At 58.3% G+C, this 20,737-nt stretch carries 20 protein-coding genes; 12 read left to right on the plus strand and 8 right to left on the minus strand.

Going from position 1 to position 20,737, the window contains the following annotated elements:
- Positions 1–2: 2 nt before the first annotated feature.
- From BOSE62_RS10505 to BOSE62_RS10520, 4 genes are read right to left on the minus strand one after another with little or no spacing between them, the layout of a single operon-like run.
- Entirely contained in the window at positions 3–1,445 is a 1,443-nt protein-coding gene (locus tag BOSE62_RS10505) for an aldehyde dehydrogenase family protein (protein WP_159645767.1), read from the minus strand.
- Entirely contained in the window at positions 1,442–2,365 is a 924-nt protein-coding gene (locus BOSE62_RS10510) for a polysaccharide deacetylase family protein (protein ID WP_159645770.1), read from the minus strand. The genes BOSE62_RS10505 and BOSE62_RS10510 overlap by 4 nt, the downstream gene beginning before the upstream one ends.
- Complete coding sequence (locus BOSE62_RS10515; RefSeq protein WP_159645773.1) at positions 2,362–3,246, minus strand: polysaccharide deacetylase family protein; 885 nt, start codon at positions 3,244–3,246, stop codon at positions 2,362–2,364. Before BOSE62_RS10515 ends, BOSE62_RS10510 begins: the two co-directional genes overlap by 4 nt.
- Positions 3,243–3,923 (minus strand): isochorismatase family protein, encoded by a 681-nt coding sequence (locus tag BOSE62_RS10520; RefSeq protein WP_159645776.1) that lies wholly within the window; start codon positions 3,921–3,923, stop codon positions 3,243–3,245. The genes BOSE62_RS10515 and BOSE62_RS10520 overlap by 4 nt, the downstream gene beginning before the upstream one ends.
- An 86-nt stretch (positions 3,924–4,009) precedes the next feature.
- On the opposite strand from BOSE62_RS10520, the gene BOSE62_RS10525 reads away from it, so the two are divergent.
- From BOSE62_RS10525 to eda, 11 genes are all read left to right on the plus strand, one after another.
- Entirely contained in the window at positions 4,010–5,383 is a 1,374-nt protein-coding gene (locus BOSE62_RS10525) for an alpha/beta hydrolase (protein ID WP_159645779.1), read from the plus strand.
- The gene (locus BOSE62_RS10530) at positions 5,380–6,759 is read left to right on the plus strand and encodes a 3-isopropylmalate dehydratase large subunit (RefSeq protein WP_159645782.1); all 1,380 of its coding nucleotides are present in this window, start codon (positions 5,380–5,382) and stop codon (positions 6,757–6,759) included. The genes BOSE62_RS10525 and BOSE62_RS10530 overlap by 4 nt, the downstream gene beginning before the upstream one ends.
- A complete protein-coding gene (leuD, locus tag BOSE62_RS10535) occupies positions 6,759–7,376 on the plus strand; it encodes a 3-isopropylmalate dehydratase small subunit (protein WP_159645785.1) in 618 nt (205 codons plus the stop codon). The genes BOSE62_RS10530 and leuD overlap by 1 nt, the downstream gene beginning before the upstream one ends.
- The gene (locus BOSE62_RS10540) at positions 7,373–8,305 is read left to right on the plus strand and encodes a hydroxymethylglutaryl-CoA lyase (protein WP_159645788.1); all 933 of its coding nucleotides are present in this window, start codon (positions 7,373–7,375) and stop codon (positions 8,303–8,305) included. The genes leuD and BOSE62_RS10540 overlap by 4 nt, the downstream gene beginning before the upstream one ends.
- Complete coding sequence (locus tag BOSE62_RS10545; protein WP_159645791.1) at positions 8,302–9,477, plus strand: CaiB/BaiF CoA transferase family protein; 1,176 nt, start codon at positions 8,302–8,304, stop codon at positions 9,475–9,477. Before BOSE62_RS10540 ends, BOSE62_RS10545 begins: the two co-directional genes overlap by 4 nt.
- Positions 9,478–9,879: 402 nt before the next feature.
- Complete coding sequence (locus tag BOSE62_RS10550) at positions 9,880–10,908, plus strand: LacI family DNA-binding transcriptional regulator (protein ID WP_159645794.1); 1,029 nt, start codon at positions 9,880–9,882, stop codon at positions 10,906–10,908.
- Positions 10,909–11,214: 306 nt separating this feature from the next.
- Positions 11,215–12,678: a glucose-6-phosphate dehydrogenase gene (gene zwf / locus BOSE62_RS10555; protein ID WP_268893903.1), complete on the plus strand. Its 1,464-nt coding sequence runs from the start codon at positions 11,215–11,217 to the stop codon at positions 12,676–12,678.
- On the plus strand, positions 12,671–13,306 hold the full coding sequence (locus tag BOSE62_RS10560) for a 6-phosphogluconolactonase (protein ID WP_159645797.1): 636 nt from the start codon (positions 12,671–12,673) through the stop codon (positions 13,304–13,306). The genes zwf and BOSE62_RS10560 overlap by 8 nt, the downstream gene beginning before the upstream one ends.
- Positions 13,303–15,123: a phosphogluconate dehydratase gene (gene edd / locus BOSE62_RS10565; protein WP_159645800.1), complete on the plus strand. Its 1,821-nt coding sequence runs from the start codon at positions 13,303–13,305 to the stop codon at positions 15,121–15,123. The genes BOSE62_RS10560 and edd overlap by 4 nt, the downstream gene beginning before the upstream one ends.
- Positions 15,124–15,125: 2 nt before the next feature.
- On the plus strand, positions 15,126–16,097 hold the full coding sequence (locus BOSE62_RS10570) for a glucokinase (protein WP_159645803.1): 972 nt from the start codon (positions 15,126–15,128) through the stop codon (positions 16,095–16,097).
- Entirely contained in the window at positions 16,094–16,663 is a 570-nt protein-coding gene (eda, locus tag BOSE62_RS10575; RefSeq protein WP_201295659.1) for a bifunctional 4-hydroxy-2-oxoglutarate aldolase/2-dehydro-3-deoxy-phosphogluconate aldolase, read from the plus strand. Before BOSE62_RS10570 ends, eda begins: the two co-directional genes overlap by 4 nt.
- A gap of 16 nt (positions 16,664–16,679) precedes the next feature.
- Here the strand turns inward: eda and BOSE62_RS10580 are convergent, their stop codons facing one another.
- Entirely contained in the window at positions 16,680–17,870 is a 1,191-nt protein-coding gene (locus tag BOSE62_RS10580; RefSeq protein ID WP_159645806.1) for an acyl-CoA dehydrogenase family protein, read from the minus strand.
- Positions 17,871–18,113: 243 nt separating this feature from the next.
- Between BOSE62_RS10580 and BOSE62_RS10585 the strand changes: the two genes are divergently transcribed.
- On the plus strand, positions 18,114–18,875 hold the full coding sequence (locus tag BOSE62_RS10585; protein WP_159645809.1) for an NRDE family protein: 762 nt from the start codon (positions 18,114–18,116) through the stop codon (positions 18,873–18,875).
- Positions 18,876–18,943: 68 nt separating this feature from the next.
- Here BOSE62_RS10585 and BOSE62_RS10590 read toward each other — a convergent pair whose 3' ends face one another.
- The 3 genes from BOSE62_RS10590 to BOSE62_RS10600 all read right to left on the minus strand — a co-directional run bounded on the left by BOSE62_RS10590 (position 18,944) and on the right by BOSE62_RS10600 (position 20,680).
- Positions 18,944–19,507 (minus strand): DUF421 domain-containing protein, encoded by a 564-nt coding sequence (locus BOSE62_RS10590; protein ID WP_201295660.1) that lies wholly within the window; start codon positions 19,505–19,507, stop codon positions 18,944–18,946.
- A 22-nt stretch (positions 19,508–19,529) separates the two neighbouring features.
- Positions 19,530–19,979, minus strand: a complete 450-nt coding sequence (locus BOSE62_RS10595; RefSeq protein WP_159645812.1) for a hemerythrin domain-containing protein — start codon at positions 19,977–19,979, stop codon at positions 19,530–19,532.
- 473 nt (positions 19,980–20,452) lie between these two features.
- A complete protein-coding gene (locus BOSE62_RS10600) occupies positions 20,453–20,680 on the minus strand; it encodes a hypothetical protein (protein WP_159645815.1) in 228 nt (75 codons plus the stop codon).
- Positions 20,681–20,737 lie beyond the last annotated feature (57 nt).

Below are 20,737 nucleotides of genomic sequence, written 5' to 3' on the forward strand. Positions count from 1 at the left end.
AATCATGCTCCTTTGCGCAAAGCCGCAAACTTATCCTCGGAAAAATCCTGAATTCGCGCCGGCTCCGCCGTCTGGCGCATGAACGCCTGTTTACGGAAAAAGCGGGTGATCCCGCTTTCCCCCATGCGCGAGGGGCCCATACCCGACATCTTGAAACTCGAATTCTCGGCATCCCAGACCATCGCGGTCATGGAACCGTCGTTAATCGAAATGGCGCCCGCTTCCAGCCGTGCGCCGACTTTTTCGGCCTCTTCGGCTGTTCCCGCCAGCACAGCGGCGGACAGTCCATAGATAGAATCATTGGCCTGCGCGATCGCGTTGCCGACGTCATCAAACGGGATCACCGGTAACACGGGTCCGAAACTCTCGTCACGGACAACGGCCATGTCTGGCGTGACATCTGCGAGCACGGTCGGACGCAAATAGGTCCCGCCGCCCAGTATTTCCACTGTTCCGCCGGTCAATATCCGCGCACCTTTTGATTCCGCTTCGGCGAGTTGCTCGGCAATCTTCTGCCCTTGCGGCGCAAATATGAACGGTCCGATTTCACCCTGATTTATATCGGGATAGTTGAGCCGCACCTTTTCTGCTTCCGCGACCAGCGTTTCGAGAAACTTGTCATAGATCGGCCGTGCAATATAGAGCCGTTCGATCGACTGGCAGGCCTGCCCCGTCGCCAATATGCTTGCCCGCAACGCGGTTTTCGCTGCCTCGACAGGATCTGCACTGGCCAGAATGAGCATCGGATCCTTGCCGCCCAGTTCGAGATTGGCGGGGATAAAAGCTTCGGCCGCCGCCACGGCGACTTTCCGGCCAGTTGCTACAGAGCCGGTAAAGCACACATAATCGACATTGGCGACCAGCGCCTGTCCTGTTGCGGCGTCGCCAACGATGATTTCCAGTATCTTCGCTAGTTCGGGCACCTCGGCAATGCTTGCCTTGAGCGGTTCGACAAATCGTGGAGTGATTTCGGACGGTTTTATGAGCGCCGCACAGCCCGCAAAGAGCGCCGGTATGGCATCGATGGTGCTGAGCGTCATCGGGAAGTTCCAGGGTGCGATTGCCCCGAACAGCGGAAAAGGAACCAGCCGTGTGCTGTTGACGATTGTCGGATTGGATGATGGAACATCCATCGGAGAATGATTAGCGATTATATCGGGAGCTTGTGCCGCCCAGCGCCGGATGGTGCCCGGCACACCGCCGACCTCCATCGCAGATATTCCGGCCCTGCCGGTATCGATTGTCAGCTGCTCAATGATTGCGCCTGCATGTTTCTCGATCGCATCGGCCCAGCGCAGCATGATCGCGCTGCGTTCGGCAATCGGCATAGCGGCCCATGCAGGCTGATTAGTGCGGAGGCGAGCTGCTGCGGCAGCCACGTCCTGAGCATCCATCGGCTGGATTTGATAGTCCAGCTCACCGGTGCGGGGGTTTCGTATTTTCATTGTTGTGCGTCCCAATTGTCAATTATCGTGTCGCCGCGGGAAAACCCGATGTCCGGGCGCTCGGCAAAGTCTGCAATCAATCTTTCGAACGCGGCAATGCGGTAGGGCAATCCCATGATATAGGGGGTCAGATGCATCGGCATCATCCGGCCGCCAGACGTTTCCGCTTCGCCGATCAGCCAGTTGGCCGCATCGGTCATCTGTTGTGTATAGCTGTCGACGGATTGTTGCTGGACGTTGATGATCTGGCGATCGGACAGTTCATGGTTGAGCGGCAGATTGGTAATCGGGCCCGCTTCGGTTTGGAAAGCGTAAGGCAATTCATCATTCACCCAGTCGCACATGTAATCGACGCCCGCTTCTACCAGCAGCCTCGCGGTATGGAAACTCTGCGACCGTGCAATCGAAAGCCAGCCACGCGGACGCGTTCCGGTGGCTTTTTCCAGTGCGTCGAGCGAGCGAATGATCAGGATACGTTCTTCTGCCACATCCATGCCGCTAGCGATGGTACCGTTCATATCGGTACTGTGCGCGATAATCTCATGCCCGCCGGCCACGATATCCCTGATGAGCTCGGGATAGCGTTCGGCAATGACACTGTTGATTGCAACGGATATCCGCGCCCCGACCTTTTCAAATGCTCCGAGCAGCCGGTAGATGCCGATGCGCGTACCATATTCCCGCGCGGTATAGTGCCGATAGTCGGGATAGGCGGTCTGCATATGCCCCGGCGCCCGGAACGGATCGTCACTCGGAACCATCGGAAAATATTCAAGACTGATGACCGGCCAGACCAGCAGTTTCTTGGCATCCGGCCATTGCAGCGGTTTGCGCTCGAAAAAATTTGAATAGGGATAATAGTCATGGTCCATCCCGCGACGGCGTTTGGGATATTCCAGATATGCTGGATCGAGGCTCATGCTATCTGCTCCCGGAAACGGTCAACGATATCGCCTGCTCTCGTTATCCAGGCCCGGCCATCCGCGGCAATATGTTCGAGCACGGATTCAAACGCCCCTATGCGGTGGGGCTGCCCGATCAGATAGCTGTGCAGCGGAATGCACATGACCGTTCCCGACTGCTCCCCGTCATCGGCCAGCCGGTCATATTGACGGATCAGCGTATCTGCATATTCGCGCGGTGACATGTTATATATGAAGAAGCCATAATGGTCATTGACTTCCAGACTATAGGGAATGGCGGTCAGGTTGCCCGACTTCACCTTCACATCGGTCGGCTGATCGTCGTGATAGAGATCGCAGGTATAGTCGAGTCCATATTCGGCGATCAGGTCGAGCGTGCGCGGGGTATGGGTTAGCGCCGGCGCCAGCCAGCCCCTGATCCGCTGACCGGTTGCGCGTTCTACCGTTGCTATACTGTCCTCGATAATTGCGCGTTCCTGCGCTTCGTCCATACCGTAGCTGTAACGGGTGTTGTAAATGCCATGGCTGAAAAACTCCCAGCCGCGCTGGCGGGCATCCTCCACGACTTCCGGGATATGATCGCAAAGCGCCACCGAAAGACTGACCGATCCGGGAAACCCGTGTTTTGTCATCATCTCGGCCATACGCCAGTGCGACACGCGGTTCGCATGGTCGCGGTGGGCGTAGCCAACCACATCGGGATGTGGCTTGGCCCAGCTTTTGCGGTGCGGGTTGACCGCCGGATCCAGCTCGTAAAATTCCAGATTGGGCGCCACCCATACCGCACAGGTTTTGCCATCCGGCCATTCAATCGCCGGCCGGTTCCGGTAGGGTAGATAATCGTAGAGGCCGGGATCGGCTTTTTGTGCGTTGCTCATCGTCCCTCCAGCCAGTCGATCACCGTCTGCACCGGCTCAACATCGGCATATTTGACCTGCAAATCGGTGAGATTGGCGAAATGGTAGCTTTCGTGTTTGTCCGCGCAGGTTTCGATCGGCACGATTGTGCGGTAGCCATGGCTAAGCGCGTCCACCGCCGTTGCCCGGACGCACCCCGACGTGGAACCGCCAGTGACCACAACGGTATCGACCTTGTGCCAGACAAGATAGCTCGCCAGCGGCGTTTCGAAAAAGGCGCTTGGCATCCGCTTGGTATATTGCAGATCATCGGCACCGACGTCGCAACGCGGATCCAGCTTGTGCCGCTCGCTGTCATATTTGATATTTTGCAGCGAGTCTTCGGTATCGGTGCGCGTTCCCCAAATACCGGCATCTGCAGCATCATCCTTATAGGCCACCCGACTCCAGATCACCGGCATGCCCTTCGCCCGCGCGCCAGCCGAGATCTGATTGATATAATCGATCTGCTTCGGATCGGTTTCGTAGGCAGTCTTGAACATGTCAGTGCGGGTATAAGCCTGTTGCACATCGACATTCACGATCGCCAGCTTTTCGCCGAAACCAAATTTCTTGCGTGCCGGGTTGGCGATGAGTTCCTCGAAAATTTCTCTCGCTGTGCGACCATCTTCGACCATTTTTGTACCAATAAGCGTCATTGTCTTTCTACTCCAGGATCGGAAAAAGCATCTTAATCAGAAGAAAAAGCTTGTCGAGACATATTTGTCCGGACAAATTAGGATTTATGATCACACGCCATTTTATAGACGTCGTAACCAACGGCACCAAACGTCGCGTTCATTATCGCGTGGCAGGTGTTGGGCCACCAATGCTCATGGTACATCAGAGCCCCCGCAGCTCGAAAGAATATGAGCCCCTGATGCAGAAATGGGCAAGTCATTTCACCTGTATCGCGCCTGACACGCCGGGTTTCGGGCAATCCGATTCTCTGCATGGCCGTCCTGAAATCGATGAATATGCGGATGCGCTGGTGGAATTTCTCGACACGCTGGGCGTAAAAAAATGTGCCGCATACGGCTTCCACAGCGGCGGGATCATCCTCGTATCGGCCCTGAAACGTCATGCGAATCGCTTCACGACACTGGCAATTGGCGGCTATGCGATCTGGACGCCTGAAGAGCAGAAACTGTTCGGCGAGAAATATCTACCGGAGTTTCATCCATCAAAATATGGCGAACATCTGATCTGGCTGTGGAACCGGATTTTGGAACAGACCTGGTTTTTCCCGTGGTTTGCCGCGGACGACAAACACCGGCTTTCGGTTGCCAATGATGACCCACAGCGAATCGATCTGATCGTTCGGGAAATGCTCTACGCGGGCAACGCCTATCAGGCTGGCTATGGTGCCGTCCTGCGCGCAGCAAACGACATACCCGCGGTCAATGCGGATATGCCGCCATGCCTGATCAGCGCCTATGACGGCGACCCGCTACAAGCACATCTCGACCGCCTCGGCACCATGCCTTCGTCATGGTCCACCCGCAAGTTTGCCACGCCGGAGGAACATCAGACGGCCAGTCTGGCGCATTTGCGGCAAAGCGAAACACCGGAAGCCGCGCATCTGAACGAGACGCAGGACGAAGGCTTCATTCATATCGAGACAAAATTGTTCAACGGGCTGGTGCATTGGCACGGTGACCGCGGTGCAGATCGGCTCCAGTTGCACGCTCCCGGTCAGGATAGTGGCTGCAATAACGAGGATGGCCGAGCCATCCATATCGACCTGCCGGGGCACGGGCTGTCGGATGACTGGATGGATGATGCGCCAACGGACTGGCAATCGTGGCAGGCCGTTGTCAATGCTTGCTTGTGCCATTTCGATGCGTCGGAAAGCATTTTTCCGGCATTGCCGAAAGGCGATCCCGAGAAACTTTACCCGGACCTGTCGCCAGATCGATTTGGCAATTATCTGACCATCGCCTGGCAGATTGCGCGCGCGCGCAGGCTGTTTGAACCCTGGTATGAAGCCAATGCCGCTCATGCGATTTCCTTTGCTCCGGAAAGTCTGGCACCGGATCAACTGGCGCTAGACCATCTGGCGCTGCTGAACGCTCGCTCGGCCAAAGCCTATCATCTGGCGCTGGAGAGTCGATCATGACCGGCGAACGAACCCTGTTTGACAAGCTGTGGGACAGCCATGTGGTCGCCGAATTGCCCGGAGGGAGCGCGCTTGTCGCGATCGACCGGGTGTTTTTGCATGAGCGGACAGGTGCCGCTGCACTGAATTCCTTGGCTGAGGCGGGACGCAAAGTGGCCGATCCATCCCGGGTTTTCGCTGTCACCGATCATATCGTTGATACCCGGCCGGGGCGGACGGACCAGACGCTTATGCCCGGGGGGCAGGCCTTTATCACAGAGACAAGAGCGGCGGCCAAGGCTGCGGGGATCACGCTGTTTGACGTGAATGATCCCGATCAGGGGATTGTCCATGTGATCTCTCCGGAGCTCGGTATTGTTCTGCCGGGCTGCACCCTGATCGCACCGGACAGCCATACCTGCACGCAAGGGGCCTTTGGCGCACTGGCGTGGGGCATCGGGTCGTCGGAGGCGGAACATGCCATGGCAACCGGCACTTTGCGGTTGAGCAAGCCAAAGGCAATGCGGGTCAGATTTACCGGGCGGTTGAACAAAGGCATCACGCCCAAAGACATGATATTGACGCTGCTGGCGCAATATGGCGCTGCGGGCGGCAAGGGCCATGCTGTGGAGTTTGCCGGCGAAGCGGTTTTGGCGCTCGATATGGAAGGGCGGATGACTCTCTGCAATATGGCAACCGAATTTTCTGCGATGTCCGGCTTCATCGCGCCAGACCAGCAAACGTTCGATTATCTCGAAGGCCGCCGCTACGCCCCCGAAGGCACACAATGGCGACAGGCCTTGGCAAGCTGGCAGGAGCTGGGCAGCGATGCCGGCGCAGTCTTCGATCAGGAGATCGAAATTGACGCGAGCTCTATCACGCCGATGGTCAGCTGGGGAACCAATCCAGGCCAAACCATTGGCATAGATGCTGTGGTTCCCGATGATGCCGAAGCAGCGCCGCTCGACTATATCGGTCTTGCCAGAGGCCAAGCAATCAAGGGCGTGCCCATCGACGCTGCTTTTATCGGCAGTTGCACCAACAGCCGCCTGTCCGACTTGCGCCGCGCTGCAGCCCTATTGCAGGGACGGGAAATTGCCGATGGGGTTAAAGCGATTTGCGTTCCGGGATCTTCCAGGGTCAAACGCGAAGCGGAAGCGGAAGGCTTGGACCTGATATTCGAGAATGCCGGATTTGAATGGCGCGAAAGCGGCTGTTCCATGTGCTTTTATGCGGGCGGCGAAAGTTTTGCCGCGGGATCGCGGGTGATCTCGACGACCAACCGCAATTTCGAAAGCCGGCAGGGGCCGAATGTCAGAACCCATATCGCCAGTCCCGAAACGGTGGTTGCGAGCGCTATCGCCGGCATGATTGCGGATCCGGGGGAACTGATCTGATGGCCGAACCTTTCACTATCCTGACTTCCCTGCCGATGCCGCTGATCCGCGACAATATCGACACCGATCAGATCATTCCCTCCCGCGAGATGAAAAGCACCGGCAAGACCAGTCTGGCCGACGGACTATTTGCCGGCTGGCGCTACAAGGAGATCGGCGGGCGCGAGCCCGATCCCGAATTCGTCATGAATGATCCGGCCTATGCCGATAGCACAGTCATCTTGGGCGGCGCCAATTTCGGTTCTGGATCGAGCCGCGAACACGCCGTCTGGGCGCTCGCCGAATATGGCTTCCGCGCGGTGATTGCGCAAAGTTTCGCCCCTATTTTCGCTGGAAACTGCGTGCGCAACGGCATATTGCCGGCGATGCTGGATTCCGCTGCTATAACAGCCGTTGAACGGTCAGGTGCGCCGGTCACCATCGATCTGCAAGCCCGGACCATCAGCATTGCCAGCGGCCAGAGCTGGACCTTCCCGATCGAGGAAGAAGCCAAGGCTATGTTGCTGGAAGGGCTGGACGCGATCGATCTCAGTCTGAAACTGGCTGACAATATTAGCACATGGCAGGATGCGGACCGCAGCGCCCGCCCGTGGATATATTTAGGAGTAAATACATGACCCAATCCGTGACAATCAGCGAAGTGGGTCCGCGCGACGGCTTGCAAAGCGTGGACCGCGTAATGGCGACGGATGCGAAAAAAGCGTGGATCAAGGCCGAAGCCGAAGCCGGCGTTTCGGAAATCGAGGTTGGCAGCTTCGTCCCGCCCGCCTTGCTTCCACAAATGGCCGATACGGCGGAAATTGTCGCCTTCGCGAAGACAATTCCTGATCTTGATGTTGTCGCTCTGGTTCCGAACCTTAAAGGAGCCGAACGCGCCATCGCTTGTGGCGCTGACAAGATTTCCATCCCTTTTTCCATGTCGGAGACCCACTCGATCAAGAATGTCCGCAAGGATCATGCCGCGATGCTAGCCGAGATCAAGGCGATTGCCGATCTGGTGGCGCAACAGCCGGAAGGCGCGCGGCCGCATTTTGAAGTTGGCCTGTCTACCGCTTTCGGCTGCACGCTGGAGGGGCCCCTTCCCGATGACCAGATCGTCCGCCTCGCAGTCGCCGCCATGGAGGCCGGTGTTGCCGAATGCGGCCTGTCGGACACCACCGGCTATGCCAATCCCGCGCAGGTGACAAGACTGGTGCGCAAGGTAAAGGCGGCGATTGGAGACGATAAGCTCAATACGCTGCATCTCCACAATACCCGTGGCCTCGGTCTCGCAAATGTCATGGCGGGTCTGGCAGAAGGGATCACCACGTTTGACAGCTCGCTTGGCGGACTCGGCGGCTGTCCGTTCGCCCCGGGCGCATCTGGCAATATCGTGACGGAAGACCTGGTCTTCATGCTGGAAGCCATGGGCATTGATACCGGCATCGATCTGAAAAAACTTCTGAAGGTGCGCGACATCGTCGCCGAAGCCCTTCCCGGCGAACCCTTATACGGCTTTACACCCGACGCCGGCCTCCCTCTTGGATTTACGAAAGCAGCAGCATGACCCAACCGACACCTCTGGCAGGCCTTAAAGTTATCGAATTCACCCATATGGTCATGGGCCCCACGGTCGGAGCGATTCTCGCTTCGCTGGGAGCGGAAGTGGTCCGCGTCGAACCGATCGGCGGCGATCGCACCCGCAATCTCGTCGGTTCCGGCTCCGGTTATTTTCCGATGTATAACCGCCACAAGCAGAGCATCGCGCTTAATCTCAAGGATAGTGCGGGACTAGATATCGCCAGAAAACTGGTCGCTGAGGCTGATATCTTGATTGAAAATTACCGGCCTGGCGCGATGGACCGGCTAGGACTGGGCTATGATAGCCTGTCCGAGGACAATGATCGTCTGATCTATTGTTCGGAAAAGGGCTTCCTGCCGGGTCCCTATGAAAACCGCACTGCGCTGGACGAGGTTGCCCAGATGATGGGCGGCCTTGCCTATATGACCGGCCCTCCGGGCCAACCCCTGCGCGCCGGCTCCAGCGTAATCGACGTCACCGGAGGCATGTTCGGTGTCATCGCAATTCTCTCCGCCGTCGAGGAACGGCATCGCACCGGCAAAGGCCAGAAGGTGCAAAGCTCGTTGTTCGAAACCACGGTCTATTTGATCGGCCAGCATATGGCGCAGAAAGCGGTAACCGGCAAAGCCGCCGATCCGATGCCCGCGCGTATTTCCGCCTGGGCGATCTACGATGTATTCCAGACAAAAGATGATCCCATTTTCATCGGTGTCGTGACCGATGCGCTGTGGGAAAAATTCTGCAAGCTTTTCTCGCTCGACGAACTCTGGGCGGACGAGAGTATCCGTGAAAATAACAATCGTGTTGCGGCGCGCGACCGTATCATGCCGCAAATCCGCGAACTGATTGCAACCTACAAACGCGACGATCTGATCGCCCTGCTCGATGGCACCGGCCTGCCATTTGCGCCGATCGCTCGGCCAGAGGACATGTTCGAGGATCCGCATCTCAATGCAAGCGGCGGACTGGAAGCCGTGACCCTAGCCAATGGTACCGAAACAAAACTCCCGGCCCTGCCGATCGAAATGAATGGCAGCCGTCCTTCGGCACCGGCGAAACTGAAGGAAGAGGGCGCTGATACCGCGTCGATTCTGCTCGACCTCGGTTTTGCCGACGACCAGATCGCCACCTTGCGCTCGAATGGCGCGGTCCAATGATGCTGCGAGTGACATGCTGATTTGGAGCATCTGAAATGGCCATTTAACGGTTCATTGCAAAATGCTCCAATCACATAACCTGACACAGCAATTCGTTCCTGGTAATTGCAGCTTTTTAAACGGGTACCGTTGGCTTTAGCCGGGCCCCGAAGTCGATCAGGGCGCATATCGGAAAGAGAAAAAATTTCAGGCCGTCCCTACATCTAAGCAAAAGGCTTGCCCGCCTCCTTCGTCCGGCTTGATCGCACTTCCTTATTTCACGCCGCAAGGCGTGCTCTGTTTCCGGCGGTGTAACAAGGCCAATATTGTTGTAAATCTGCGACAATCCGCCTAGAACTAACGGCCCTATCGGCACCGCGTGATGGAACTAGTGCTTAGCATGAATACGAGTATATCCGGATAATGCCAGCTTCCAAAAAGCGGGCCACGATTGTTGATGTCGCAACGGCTGCAAATGTCTCGATGAAGACCGTTTCCAGAGTCTTCAACGACGAGCCCCATGTCCGGAAAGTCTTGCGCGACAAGGTTCTGAAAGCCGCGGAAGAACTCGACTATTATCCCAATATCATAGCACGCGGACTGGTCGGTCGCCGGTCCTACCTGCTCGGCCTGATCTACGAGAATCCCAGCCCCAACTATGTGGTGGAACTGCAACGCGGCGCTCTCGATCGTCTGCATGGAGAAAAATACCGTCTGCTTGTGCTGCCGGTGGAATCGGTGGCAAAGGTCTCGGACAAGATAATGAACATCTTGCGAGCCGCCGCTCTGGACGGAGTGATCCTGACCCCGCCCGCTTCCGATCATCCTCAGGTGCTTGATGCGCTGACCCGTCACAATTTCCCTTTTTCCCGCGTTGCCCCTACTGGATCTCTCGAAGTTGGACCCAGCCGGACAACCGATGATGTCGAGGCGTCGCGAAAGGTGACCGCCTATCTGCTAGAGCTCGGCCATCGCCGTATTGGCGTGATAAAAGGCGACCCGGCCCATCCTTCCAGTAGCGCCAGGCTGAACGGATTTCTCGATGCACTGAAGGCAGCGGGTGTCTCCCATTCGCCCGATCTCGTGGAACAGGGATATTATACATATGAATCCGGTCTTGCTGCGGCGCATAAATTGCTCGATCGGCCCGACCGACCGACCGCGATTTTCGCCCAGAACGACGACATGGCGGCCGCAGCTATCATGGCGGCAAGAGACCTTGGCCTTAACGTACCCGATGATGTCTCAATCGCCGGATTTGATGACAGCGCCATCGCGCAGATCGTCTGGCCGCGTATCACTACCGTGCACCAGCCAGTCTATGACATGGCCCGCAGCGCAACCGACGCGCTGATCGCGAAGCTAGAGAACAAGACTTATGATAATCTCGAAACCCACGCCTGCGAATTGATCATCCGGCAATCCACGGCACCGCCTGCCAGCCGTCCGTGATCAAGCGCCGCGAACGTCTGAGCTACACCGCCGGCGACTTGGGATTCAATCTCGTCTGGCAATCCATCGAGCTTTATCTGCTCTTCTTCTATATCCAATTTTTGCGATCATTCTGCTGCTAACCGGCGTGGTCGCGGATGCCGGCGGCCTGGCGGCATCACTGATCGTGCCGATAGACTGTTACGCCGTCATCGCAAGCTATGGCCTCTATGCGGCCCGCCGATTGATTTCCGGCAGCAGGATGAGGGCCGTTGTCGCCTGCCACTCCTGCTGGTACAGGTGCCATTTGATAGACGGGGAAATATTGTGACCAAAACGTCAGACAATAGCGGCATTTCATCCCGATTGCTGCTGTTCGGAGCAACCGGAGATCTGGCGAAACGCATGCTCCTGCCATCGCTCTTTGCCTTGCACGAAGATGGCCTGATCGCCTCTGATCTGCGAATCGTCGGGACCGCACGCAGCGATATGTCGGACGAACAGTTTCGGCAGCTGGCGGCCCAGGCCCTGTCGGAATATCTGCCGGAAGACCGCAAGGGCAATGGCGAACTGCAATCCTTTCTGGAACGATTATCCTACCAGCCGCTGGATGCAACACAGAGCGACGGCTTCTCCGCGCTTTCCGCCAAGCTTGGCGATATAACCGGTGGTCTCGCAATATTCCTGTCCACTGCGCCATCACTGTTCGAAGCGACGATTGCCGGGCTGAAGTCTGCCGGGCTGACAGGCGACCTTGTCCGTATCGGCCTGGAAAAGCCGCTCGGCCATGATCTGGAAACATCGGGTCTGATCAATGATGCGGTCGCCGCGGCTTTCACCGAAGACCAGACCTTCCGCATTGATCATTATCTTGGCAAGGAAACGGTCCAGAACCTGATGGCCCTGCGCTTTGCCAATATGATGTTTGAACCGTTGTGGAATGCCAACGGCATCGACCATATCGAAATCACCGTATCGGAAACGGTCGGGCTGGAAGGCCGTCACGGCTTCTACGACGATACCGGAGCTCTACGCGACATGGTCCAGAACCATATGCTGCAGCTGCTGGCACTCACCGCCATGGAAGCGCCGGCCAGTCTGGATGCGACATCCATCCGCGACGAAAAGGTGAAAGTACTGCGCAGCCTGCGGCCGGTCAGCGCCGAAGAAATGGTACGCGGACAATATGGCGCCGGAGCGGTCCATGGCAAAGCGGTCGGCAGCTATGCCGATGATTTTGGTGCAGATTCCGACACCGAGACATTCGTCGCGATCAAGGCGCATGTCGATAACTGGCGCTGGCAGGGCGTGCCCTTTTACCTGCGCACCGGCAAACGCCTGTCCGAGCGCCGCAGCGAAATCGTCATCCAGTTCAAATCGGTCCCGCATAATATTTTTGCCGAACGTGGTGGTCGGCTCAATGCCAACCGCCTGGTCATCCGCCTGCAGCCCGAGGAATATGTCCGCCTGCAGGTGATGGCCAAGGAACCCGGTCTCGACCGCGACGGCATGATATTGCGCGAAGTGCCGCTGGATCTGTCCCTCTCGCAGGCCTTTTCCAAGGCGCGCAAGCGTATCGCCTATGAACGCCTGCTGCTCGACCTGATCGACGGCGATCCGACCCTGTTCGTGCGCCGCGATGAAGTGGAGGCGCAGTGGCGCTGGGTCGATGCCATCCGCAAGACATGGGACAAAGAGGAAATGACACCCAAATCCTACGGCGCGGGAAGCTGGGGACCGTCTGCGGCAATTGCCCTGACCGAACGCGACGGGGTGAGTTGGCATGAGTGAGGCCGAGAATATCGCCGCTCCGGTCTGCTGGGCCGCCAACGCCGATGCCGGGTCGGTTGCTGACCATATAAGCGAGATCATCCAGCGGCCGGGCAGTCACTGGCTCGCGGTCCCCGGCGGCAAAACGCCGCTGCCCATTTTTGACATATTGTCCCGACGCACCCTGCCATGGGGCACAGTGTCACTGATGCTGACCGATGACCGGATTGTCCCGCCCAAAGATCCTGCCAGCAATCAGGACAAGCTGGATGCAGCCTTTGATGCGACGCCCGCCCATGTCGCGAAACTGGTGGAGGGCATGCCCCTGCCCCTGTTCGATCTGGTCTGGCTGGGGATGGGCGCGGACGGCCATATCGCGTCGCTCTTTCCAAACATGGACCCTACGACTCAAGGCGAAGCCGCTGTCATCCACACGGTGCCGGAACCGCTGCCCCAAGAAGCACCGTTCGAGCGCCTGTCGCTTAACCTTGCGGCACTGATCCAGGCTAAAGAAATCATGCTGGTGGTCCGCGGTTGCGACAAAAAGCGGGTGCTCGATGCAGCCATTGCCGGAGAGAATGATCTGCCGGTCGCCAGACTGTTTGCCGCCGCCCGCTGCCCGATCACCATTTTCTGGAGTCGCACATGAGCCTTCATCCTGTCGTGGAGAAAGTCACCGAACGGATCATCGCGCGGTCGGCGGAAAGCCGGAAGGCTTATCTCGACCTGATCGACCGCGCGCGCGACGCCGGCGTTCACCGGCCCACCCTGTCCTGCGGCAATCTTGCCCACGGCTTTGCCGCCAGCGGTGAGGACAAGCCCGTCATCCGCTCGGGCAAAGCGATGAATATCGGCATTGTCACCGCCTATAATGACATGCTTTCCGCCCATCAGCCCTACGGTCGCTATCCCGAGCAGATCAAGATTTTCGCCCGCGAAGCCGGTGCAACCGCGCAGGTCGCCGGCGGCGTGCCGGCGATGTGCGACGGCGTTACCCAGGGACAGGACAGTATGGAACTCTCGTTATTCAGCCGCGACGTGATCGCGATGGGTACGGCGGTCGCCTTGTCCCACGGGATGTTCGAAGGCGCGCTGTTGCTCGGCATCTGCGACAAAATTGTGCCCGGCCTGCTGATCGGCGCGCTGCGCTTCGGCCATTTGCCGACCATATTGATCCCCGCCGGGCCGATGCCGTCGGGTCTAGCCAACAAGGAAAAGGTCCGCGTGCGGCAGCTCTACGCGCAGGGCAAGGTGGGCGAGGAAGAATTGCTCGAAGCCGAAAGCGCCAGCTATCATGGCGCAGGGACCTGCACCTTCTTCGGCACTGCCAACAGCAACCAGATGATGATGGAGATGATGGGCCTGCATATGCCTGGCAGCTCCTTCGTCAATCCGGGCACCAAGCTGCGCCAGGAACTGACCCGTGCCGCCACGCATCAGTTGACCCGCAATGGCTGGGCGGGTGACGATTACCGCCCGCTGGGCCGCTGCATCGACGCAAAAGCCATTGTCAACGCCGTGGTCGGCCTGCTCGCCACCGGCGGCTCGACCAATCATGTAATTCACCTTCCCGCCATCGCCCGCTCCGCCGGTATATTGATCGACTGGGACGATATGGATGAACTGTCCGCAGCCGTGCCGCTGATCGCCAGCGTCTATCCCAATGGCGCGGGCGACGTAAACCATTTTAGCGCCGCGGGCGGCATGCCTTATATCATTCGCGAACTGATTGCTGCCGGCCTCGCCCATGACGATGTCATGACCGTTTATGGAGGCTCGCTATCCGACGGTGCCAAGCAACCAGTGATGAATGGTAAAGAACTGACCTTTGCCGACGCACAGCAAGAAACAGCCGATGAAACAATCCTGCGCCCGGTCATCAGCCCGTTTCAGCCCGATGGCGGCATGAAGCTGCTGCAGGGCAATCTCGGCCGCGCGACGATGAAGGTGAGCGCGGTCGACCCCGTCCGCTGGACGATCGAGGCACCGGCGGCCATTTTCCACGACCAGAATGATGTCGTCGCCGCCTTCAAGGCCGGAAAGCTGGATCGCGATGTCGTCGTCGTGGTCCGCTTTCAGGGACCGGCAGCCAATGGCATGCCGGAATTGCACAAGCTCACCTCGCCGCTCGGCGTGTTGCAGGACAAGGGCTTTAAAATCGCCTTTGTCACCGATGGCCGGATGTCCGGGGCAAGCGGCAAGATACCGGCGGCCATCCATATTTCGCCGGAAGCCTATCACGGCGGTCCGCTGGGCAAGCTGCGGGACGGCGACAGGGTCCGGGTCTGTGCAGCGAATGGCGAGCTTGTCGCGCTGGTCGATCCGGCAGAATGGGAGGCCCGCGAACAGGCCGCGCCACCGCCCCCGCCCATGGGCACCGGCCGCGAACTGTTCGCGATGATGCGTCACCACAGCGATCCGGCGGAAAAAGGCGGCTCGGCCATGCTGGCCGAGGCAGGACTCTAGACATGGCCGAAATAGTCGTTGCCGATATCGGCGGCACGCATGCCCGCTTTGCCATCGCGGACATAGCGAACGGCGAGGTTGCATCGCTCTCGGAACCGACAACGCTGGCAACCGCTGACCATCCGAGCTTCCAGATCGCCTGGGAGATATACGGCGCACAACTCGACCGCCCGCTACCCCGCGCCGCAGCCATCGCCGTTGCCGCTCCGATCAACGACGAGTTGATCAATCTCACCAACAACCCGTGGATCATCAGGCCGCCGCAAATCTGCGAGAAACTGGTGGTAGACCGCTATACGCTGGTCAACGATTTCGCGGCGGTCGCCCATGCGGTCGCGATGGTGGGCCCGGACCGGTTCAGACATATAACCGGACCCGAGACACCGCTGCCGCAATTCGGGGTGATCAGCGTGATTGGTCCCGGCACAGGCCTAGGCGTGGCGGCGCTGGTCTGCGAAAACGGCAAATTCCAGGTTCTGGCAACCGAAGCGGGCCATTGCGACTTCGCTCCGCGCGATGCCGTGGAAGACCGCATTTTGCAAACACTGCGCGCCGTGCACGGCCGCGTCTCGGTCGAACGCATCGTCTCGGGCCCTGGCCTTCGCGCCATATTCGAAGTGTTGTCGGACATGGAAAATCGGCCAATGCCGATCGGTGACGACAAGGCCCTTTGGAAACTCGCACTGGAAGGGAAAGACAGCATTGCCATCGCTGCGCTCGACCGGTTCTTCCTGACACTCGGGTCCGTCGCCGGTGATATAGCACTGGCCCATGGCGCCGGCGCGGCGGTAATGGCCGGTAGTCTCGGTCTGAGGCTGACGGATCACATGGGTTCGTCGGGCTTCGCCGACCGATTCACCTCCAAGGGCCGCTATCGCGGGTTAATGGAGAGCCTGCCGGTCAAACTGATCACCCATCCCGAACCAGGCCTGCTCGGCGCGGCTGCGGCCTTCATACAGGAACATGGTGCATGACGGACCAAATAAAACCGATCGAACAGCTGATGCGTCGCGCAAAGGTCATTCCAGTGCTGGTCATCGACGATCTCGCACAGGCAAAACCGCTCGCAAGAGCGCTGGTCAGCAGCGGCTGTCCGGTTCTGGAAGTGACCTTGCGAACCGATTGCGCCCTACAGGCTATTGCGGAAATGAAGCAGGTAGACGGTGCTATCGTTGGCGCCGGTACCGTCACCAATCCGGACGAAATGGCCGCTACCATCGACGCGGGTGCCGAATTCATCGTTTCCCCTGGTCTGACCGACCGTCTCGGCCAAGCCGCGATTGCCGCCGACATCCCTTTTCTCCCCGGCGTTGCCACTGCGGGTGATATCATGCACGGACTGGATCTTGGCCTCGCCCATTTCAAATTTTTCCCGGCCGAGGCATCAGGTGGCATTCCCGCACTGAAGGCGCTGACCGGACCATTTGGCCAGTGCCTCTTTTGCCCGACCGGCGGCATTGACGAAAGCAGTGCCGCGCAGTGGCTGGCGCTGGACAATGTCCTGTGCGTGGGCGGCAGCTGGGTGGTCCCGCCCCTTTAAGGCAGCACAATAGCGGCTAGAGGCCCAAGACCCTTTTGGCGATGATGTTCCGCTGGATTTCATTGGTGCCACCGTAAATGCTTTGCGCACGTGTGCCGAAATAAGTGGCGACGCCGGGCGCCGCAAAAGCCGCATCACCCGTCCATTCCGGACTGATACTGTCGGCAAATTTGCGATTGCCCTGTTCGGCGGCGGCTTCCAGAAACAGAGTGGTAATCTCCTGCGCAAGATCGGTCGCCATGATCTTCAGGATCGAGGCCTCGTCGCCCGGGGAACCGCCATCCCTAACCGTGGTCAACACTCTGAGTACGGTTATCTCCAGCGCGTCCAGCCGCGTTTCCGCCTCGCTCAACCGGCCTGCGAAGAAACGGTCGTCAATCAGCCGCTGATTGCCGTCGGTCGGGATTTGCGAAGCAATGGCGCGAATATTCTCCATTTGCTTCCGTTTGCCGCCGATCCGCGCATAAGAGGTCCGCTCGTTGCCAAGCAGATATTGCGAATAGGACCAGCCTTTGCCTTCCTCGCCAATGCGGTTGCCCACCGGCACCCGGACATCGACGAAATCGCACTGGCTGAGATAATATTTGCCGTCGATGGTGATGATCGGCTTCACCGTCACGCCCGGCTGGTCAAGCTTGCAGCAGATGAAAGTGATGCCCATCTGTTTCTTCGCTTCCCGCGAGGTACGGGTCAGGAGGAATATCCAGTCCGCATGCTGGGCCGCCGAGGTCCAGATTTTCGTGCCGTTGAGGACATATTCGTCGCCGTCGCGCACCGCGGAAAATTGCAGGGAGGCGAGATCCGATCCCGCTTCCGGTTCGCTATAGCCCTGCGCCCAGCCGACCGAACCATCCCGCAGACCGGGCAGCCACTGCGCCTTTTGTTGCTCGTTCCCGAATGTGTAGATGACGGGACCGACATAGATCACGCCCATGGGGGTCACCGTCGGCGCTCCGGCCCGTTCCAGCTCTTCATCGAAAATATATTGCTGCTCGATCGACCAGCCCGGCCCGCCATGTTCCTCCGGCCAGGCACTGGCCAACCAGCCGCGCTCCCCCAGCGCCATCTCCGCGCGACGAACCTCGGCAGTGTTCAGGCTCGCGCCGGAGGCAACCTTCGCCAATATATCCTGCGGATAGTCATTTTCGAAATAGGAGCGGATCTTGTCGCGAAAGGCCTGCAATGCGGGGCTGTGACTGAGTTTCATGAACGCGCTCTTTCCTCTGTTGCCCGGTTCCGGATCCTGTTGGCGATGACTGTGCACTAATCTCACGAAAAGGGAACAGTTGCCGCGTGTCGAATGGGCAAATCAATTTCGCCGGCTTCTGCTGCCGCGCCATTGTTTTAGCAGCTTTGAGCGGCGTGCCCCAGTTTCTCGATTTCTGGAGAAAAAGGACATAAGCCCGGACAATATATTCGCAAAAAAGCACGGCTTTGCTATGGCCGCCTGATGTGCATCATTTCCCTCGCGTGGCAGGCCCATCCCCACTGGAAACTTGTCGCGATCGGCAATCGGGACGAACTGCACGATCGTCCCGCGCAACCGCTGGCCCGCTGGCCGGGTCACGAGCATTTGCTGGCAGGGAAGGATGTACAGGCTGGCGGGACCTGGCTCGGCGTGTCGGAAAAGGGTCGCTTCGCCGTGGTTACAAATCTCAGCGGCTATGGCGCACCGGATCGCAGCCGCGCCTCCCGCGGCGATCTGTTGAAAGACTTTCTGCTTGGCGACGGGCACTATGCCGATCTGGAATCGGTGTCTCTAACGGATTTCAATCCGTTCAACCTGATCACCGTCGCGCATGATCAAGCGCTGGTCCATTCCAACCGGCCCGACAACCTCAGCAGGCGACTCGAGCCCGGTATCCACGGCCTTTCCAACGGCTCGCTCGCAAATCCGTGGGCGAAGGCCCGGCATCTCGACGCGGCCCTGCAAGACTGGTTGCAAAACCGGCCAGAGGACCCCGCCGCGCTGCTCGGCCTGTTGACCGACCGGTCGACATATCCGCCGACGTCAGACAGAAAGGGCAGCAGACCGGTACAGCTGGAGCCGTCCAGTTCCGGGATTTTCATCGAAAATCCGGTCTACGGAACGCGCTGCAGCACGATTGTTGCCATTGACCATGCGGGCAACGGATCGATGCTGGAGCGCCGCTTTGACGCCGCCGCCAACGTCATTGGGGAAGACCGGCTTACCTTTTCGTGGCCGAACTAGAACCGGTTCGGGGCTGACAGCAAAAAGGCCCGTCCGGATTTTGAAACCGTCCGGGGTTTCAGCAGCCGTCAGGAGGACCGATTGGTGCGGTACCGGTCGGCACCGATAACCCCCTTCAGAAGTTCGGGTTGGATATCATGCTTGTGGTCAGTAGCATGGAGGACGGACACATCGCCTGTCGTCTCGGCGATCACGGCTAGCACTTGTGAAAAATGGAAGGCATTGGCCTCACGTAGCTTTGCCCAGAGATCATCCTCGGTCATCTTCGCTTTCCTTAGCTGATCATGCTGGATCTGGTCGCCGATCATGACGAGGCGCGGCTCATTGTCCGCCAGTAATTGCAGACGGGGGAAGCGGCTTCTCAGCACCGCCATGCCAATCTGCAGCCCGAACAGAAACACCAGAGCGGCGATCCCGTGCGCAAGTGGCGGATTTTTCGACAAGATGACGGAGCCCAGTACGGACCCGATCGCCACCGTCACCGCAAAGTCGAAGCCGCTCATTTTCGAAAAACTGCGGACGCCGGCCAAGCGGGTCAGCAATATCACCGTAATATACATTGCGGAGGCAGAAAGCGCGATCAGCGTGATCTGCTCCCAACCCGTTGCCGTCCATTCACTCAACATCTTCATTCCCCCGGTTCCGCTTCAGGATTCAAGCGACTTCCTGCTTCTCTTCCGGTTTACGCTCATTAAAAATATCGGCCAGTTCAGCGACACGCTCGTCGCTCAGGTCCTGCCTGGCAGCGGCAAATATCTCGTTTTCTTCTTCATCCATATGATGCTCGAGCCGCTCCTTCAGCGTCTTGAACCGGGTGAGCCAGCCGCTGCTGGAAAAATCCATATCGACCAAGTCCTCGAAATAGTCGTCGGCCTCCTTGTGCTCGGCAACCGAGTGGCGACCCTTGTCCTGCAGATCGGGCCGGGAGAGCATTTCTGCATATAGCGACTGTTCCTCGGCATTGGCATGGGCTGATACGTCGATCCGCAGCTGTTCGAAAGACTTGCGGCGCTCCTCGGTATCGCCATTCGTGTCGGCTACGCGCTCTAGCATTTCGCGATGACGATCATGATCCTGTTTGAGGCGAGTAAAAATATCGGTCATAATAGCTCCATCCGTATCGTACTGATGAAAAGACGCACGCCTCGGCATTTGGTTGCATGTCCGTTAGCATGGCGGTGACGCGCGCCGCTTCGGCAGTTGAGCCATCCTGTTGACCTGCGCTCGCTCGGAGACCGAACAGATGAGAAAAACCCCGGATTGTAGATAAAATATCGCGACGGAAAAAAAATATGCTTTCTCGGGAACCAATGCGGGCGCCAGCCGTTATAAAGGTTGAATGGACGTTGAGCCCTGACCCGGCATTGCCTTCATTCCTCAAAAACCGGCTGGGAAATTTCCCCTTCGTAGCCCCCCGATTACCAACGGGGAAATTTTCCAGCCACCTTTGTCCCAAAATCAGATCCTCGAAAGGCTGCCCCCGGATCAGTCGGCACCTGGCTGTATACGGCATTCGCACATAAAAAATGGCCAGGGCATGATGCCTGGCCATTATTCTCTTTTTCTAGGTGAAGTGTCTATTGTTCGGAAGGCATTTCCACGTCGATATCGGGAACGTCGACGGTGACTTCTTCGGTACCAACTTCAACGTCGGCTGTATCAACGTCGATTTCAGGCAACTGGCCCGCATCACCGGATACGTCGACATCCATGGAAGGCATTTCGCCTTCTTCGGTAACATTGGCTTCACAGGCGGAAAGTGCCAGTCCGGCGGTCAATATTGACGCTATTGCAATCTTCTTCATTATGAACTCCCTTTTATGGTTCGGTATAATCAACGCCAGGATGCGCGGAGAGTTCCC

Origin of the sequence: Sphingorhabdus sp. 109, from assembly GCF_902506555.1 — a bacterium.
Taxonomy (GTDB): Bacteria; Pseudomonadota; Alphaproteobacteria; order Sphingomonadales; family Sphingomonadaceae; genus Parasphingorhabdus.

Coding starts and splice junctions, on each gene's coding strand:
- BOSE62_RS10505 (WP_159645767.1), bottom strand. CDS start 1,445: ATGAAAATACGAAACCCCCGCACCGGTGAGCTGGACTATCAAATCCAG.
- BOSE62_RS10510 (WP_159645770.1), bottom strand. CDS start 2,365: ATGAGCCTCGATCCAGCATATCTGGAATATCCCAAACGCCGTCGCGGG.
- BOSE62_RS10515 (WP_159645773.1), bottom strand. CDS start 3,246: ATGAGCAACGCACAAAAAGCCGATCCCGGCCTCTACGATTATCTACCC.
- BOSE62_RS10520 (WP_159645776.1), bottom strand. CDS start 3,923: ATGACGCTTATTGGTACAAAAATGGTCGAAGATGGTCGCACAGCGAGA.
- BOSE62_RS10525 (WP_159645779.1), top strand. CDS start 4,010: ATGATCACACGCCATTTTATAGACGTCGTAACCAACGGCACCAAACGT.
- BOSE62_RS10530 (WP_159645782.1), top strand. CDS start 5,380: ATGACCGGCGAACGAACCCTGTTTGACAAGCTGTGGGACAGCCATGTG.
- leuD (WP_159645785.1), top strand. CDS start 6,759: ATGGCCGAACCTTTCACTATCCTGACTTCCCTGCCGATGCCGCTGATC.
- BOSE62_RS10540 (WP_159645788.1), top strand. CDS start 7,373: ATGACCCAATCCGTGACAATCAGCGAAGTGGGTCCGCGCGACGGCTTG.
- BOSE62_RS10545 (WP_159645791.1), top strand. CDS start 8,302: ATGACCCAACCGACACCTCTGGCAGGCCTTAAAGTTATCGAATTCACC.
- BOSE62_RS10550 (WP_159645794.1), top strand. CDS start 9,880: ATGCCAGCTTCCAAAAAGCGGGCCACGATTGTTGATGTCGCAACGGCT.
- BOSE62_RS10560 (WP_159645797.1), top strand. CDS start 12,671: ATGAGTGAGGCCGAGAATATCGCCGCTCCGGTCTGCTGGGCCGCCAAC.
- edd (WP_159645800.1), top strand. CDS start 13,303: ATGAGCCTTCATCCTGTCGTGGAGAAAGTCACCGAACGGATCATCGCG.
- BOSE62_RS10570 (WP_159645803.1), top strand. CDS start 15,126: ATGGCCGAAATAGTCGTTGCCGATATCGGCGGCACGCATGCCCGCTTT.
- eda (WP_201295659.1), top strand. CDS start 16,094: ATGACGGACCAAATAAAACCGATCGAACAGCTGATGCGTCGCGCAAAG.
- BOSE62_RS10580 (WP_159645806.1), bottom strand. CDS start 17,870: ATGAAACTCAGTCACAGCCCCGCATTGCAGGCCTTTCGCGACAAGATC.
- BOSE62_RS10585 (WP_159645809.1), top strand. CDS start 18,114: ATGTGCATCATTTCCCTCGCGTGGCAGGCCCATCCCCACTGGAAACTT.
- BOSE62_RS10590 (WP_201295660.1), bottom strand. CDS start 19,507: ATGAAGATGTTGAGTGAATGGACGGCAACGGGTTGGGAGCAGATCACG.
- BOSE62_RS10595 (WP_159645812.1), bottom strand. CDS start 19,979: ATGACCGATATTTTTACTCGCCTCAAACAGGATCATGATCGTCATCGC.
- BOSE62_RS10600 (WP_159645815.1), bottom strand. CDS start 20,680: ATGAAGAAGATTGCAATAGCGTCAATATTGACCGCCGGACTGGCACTT.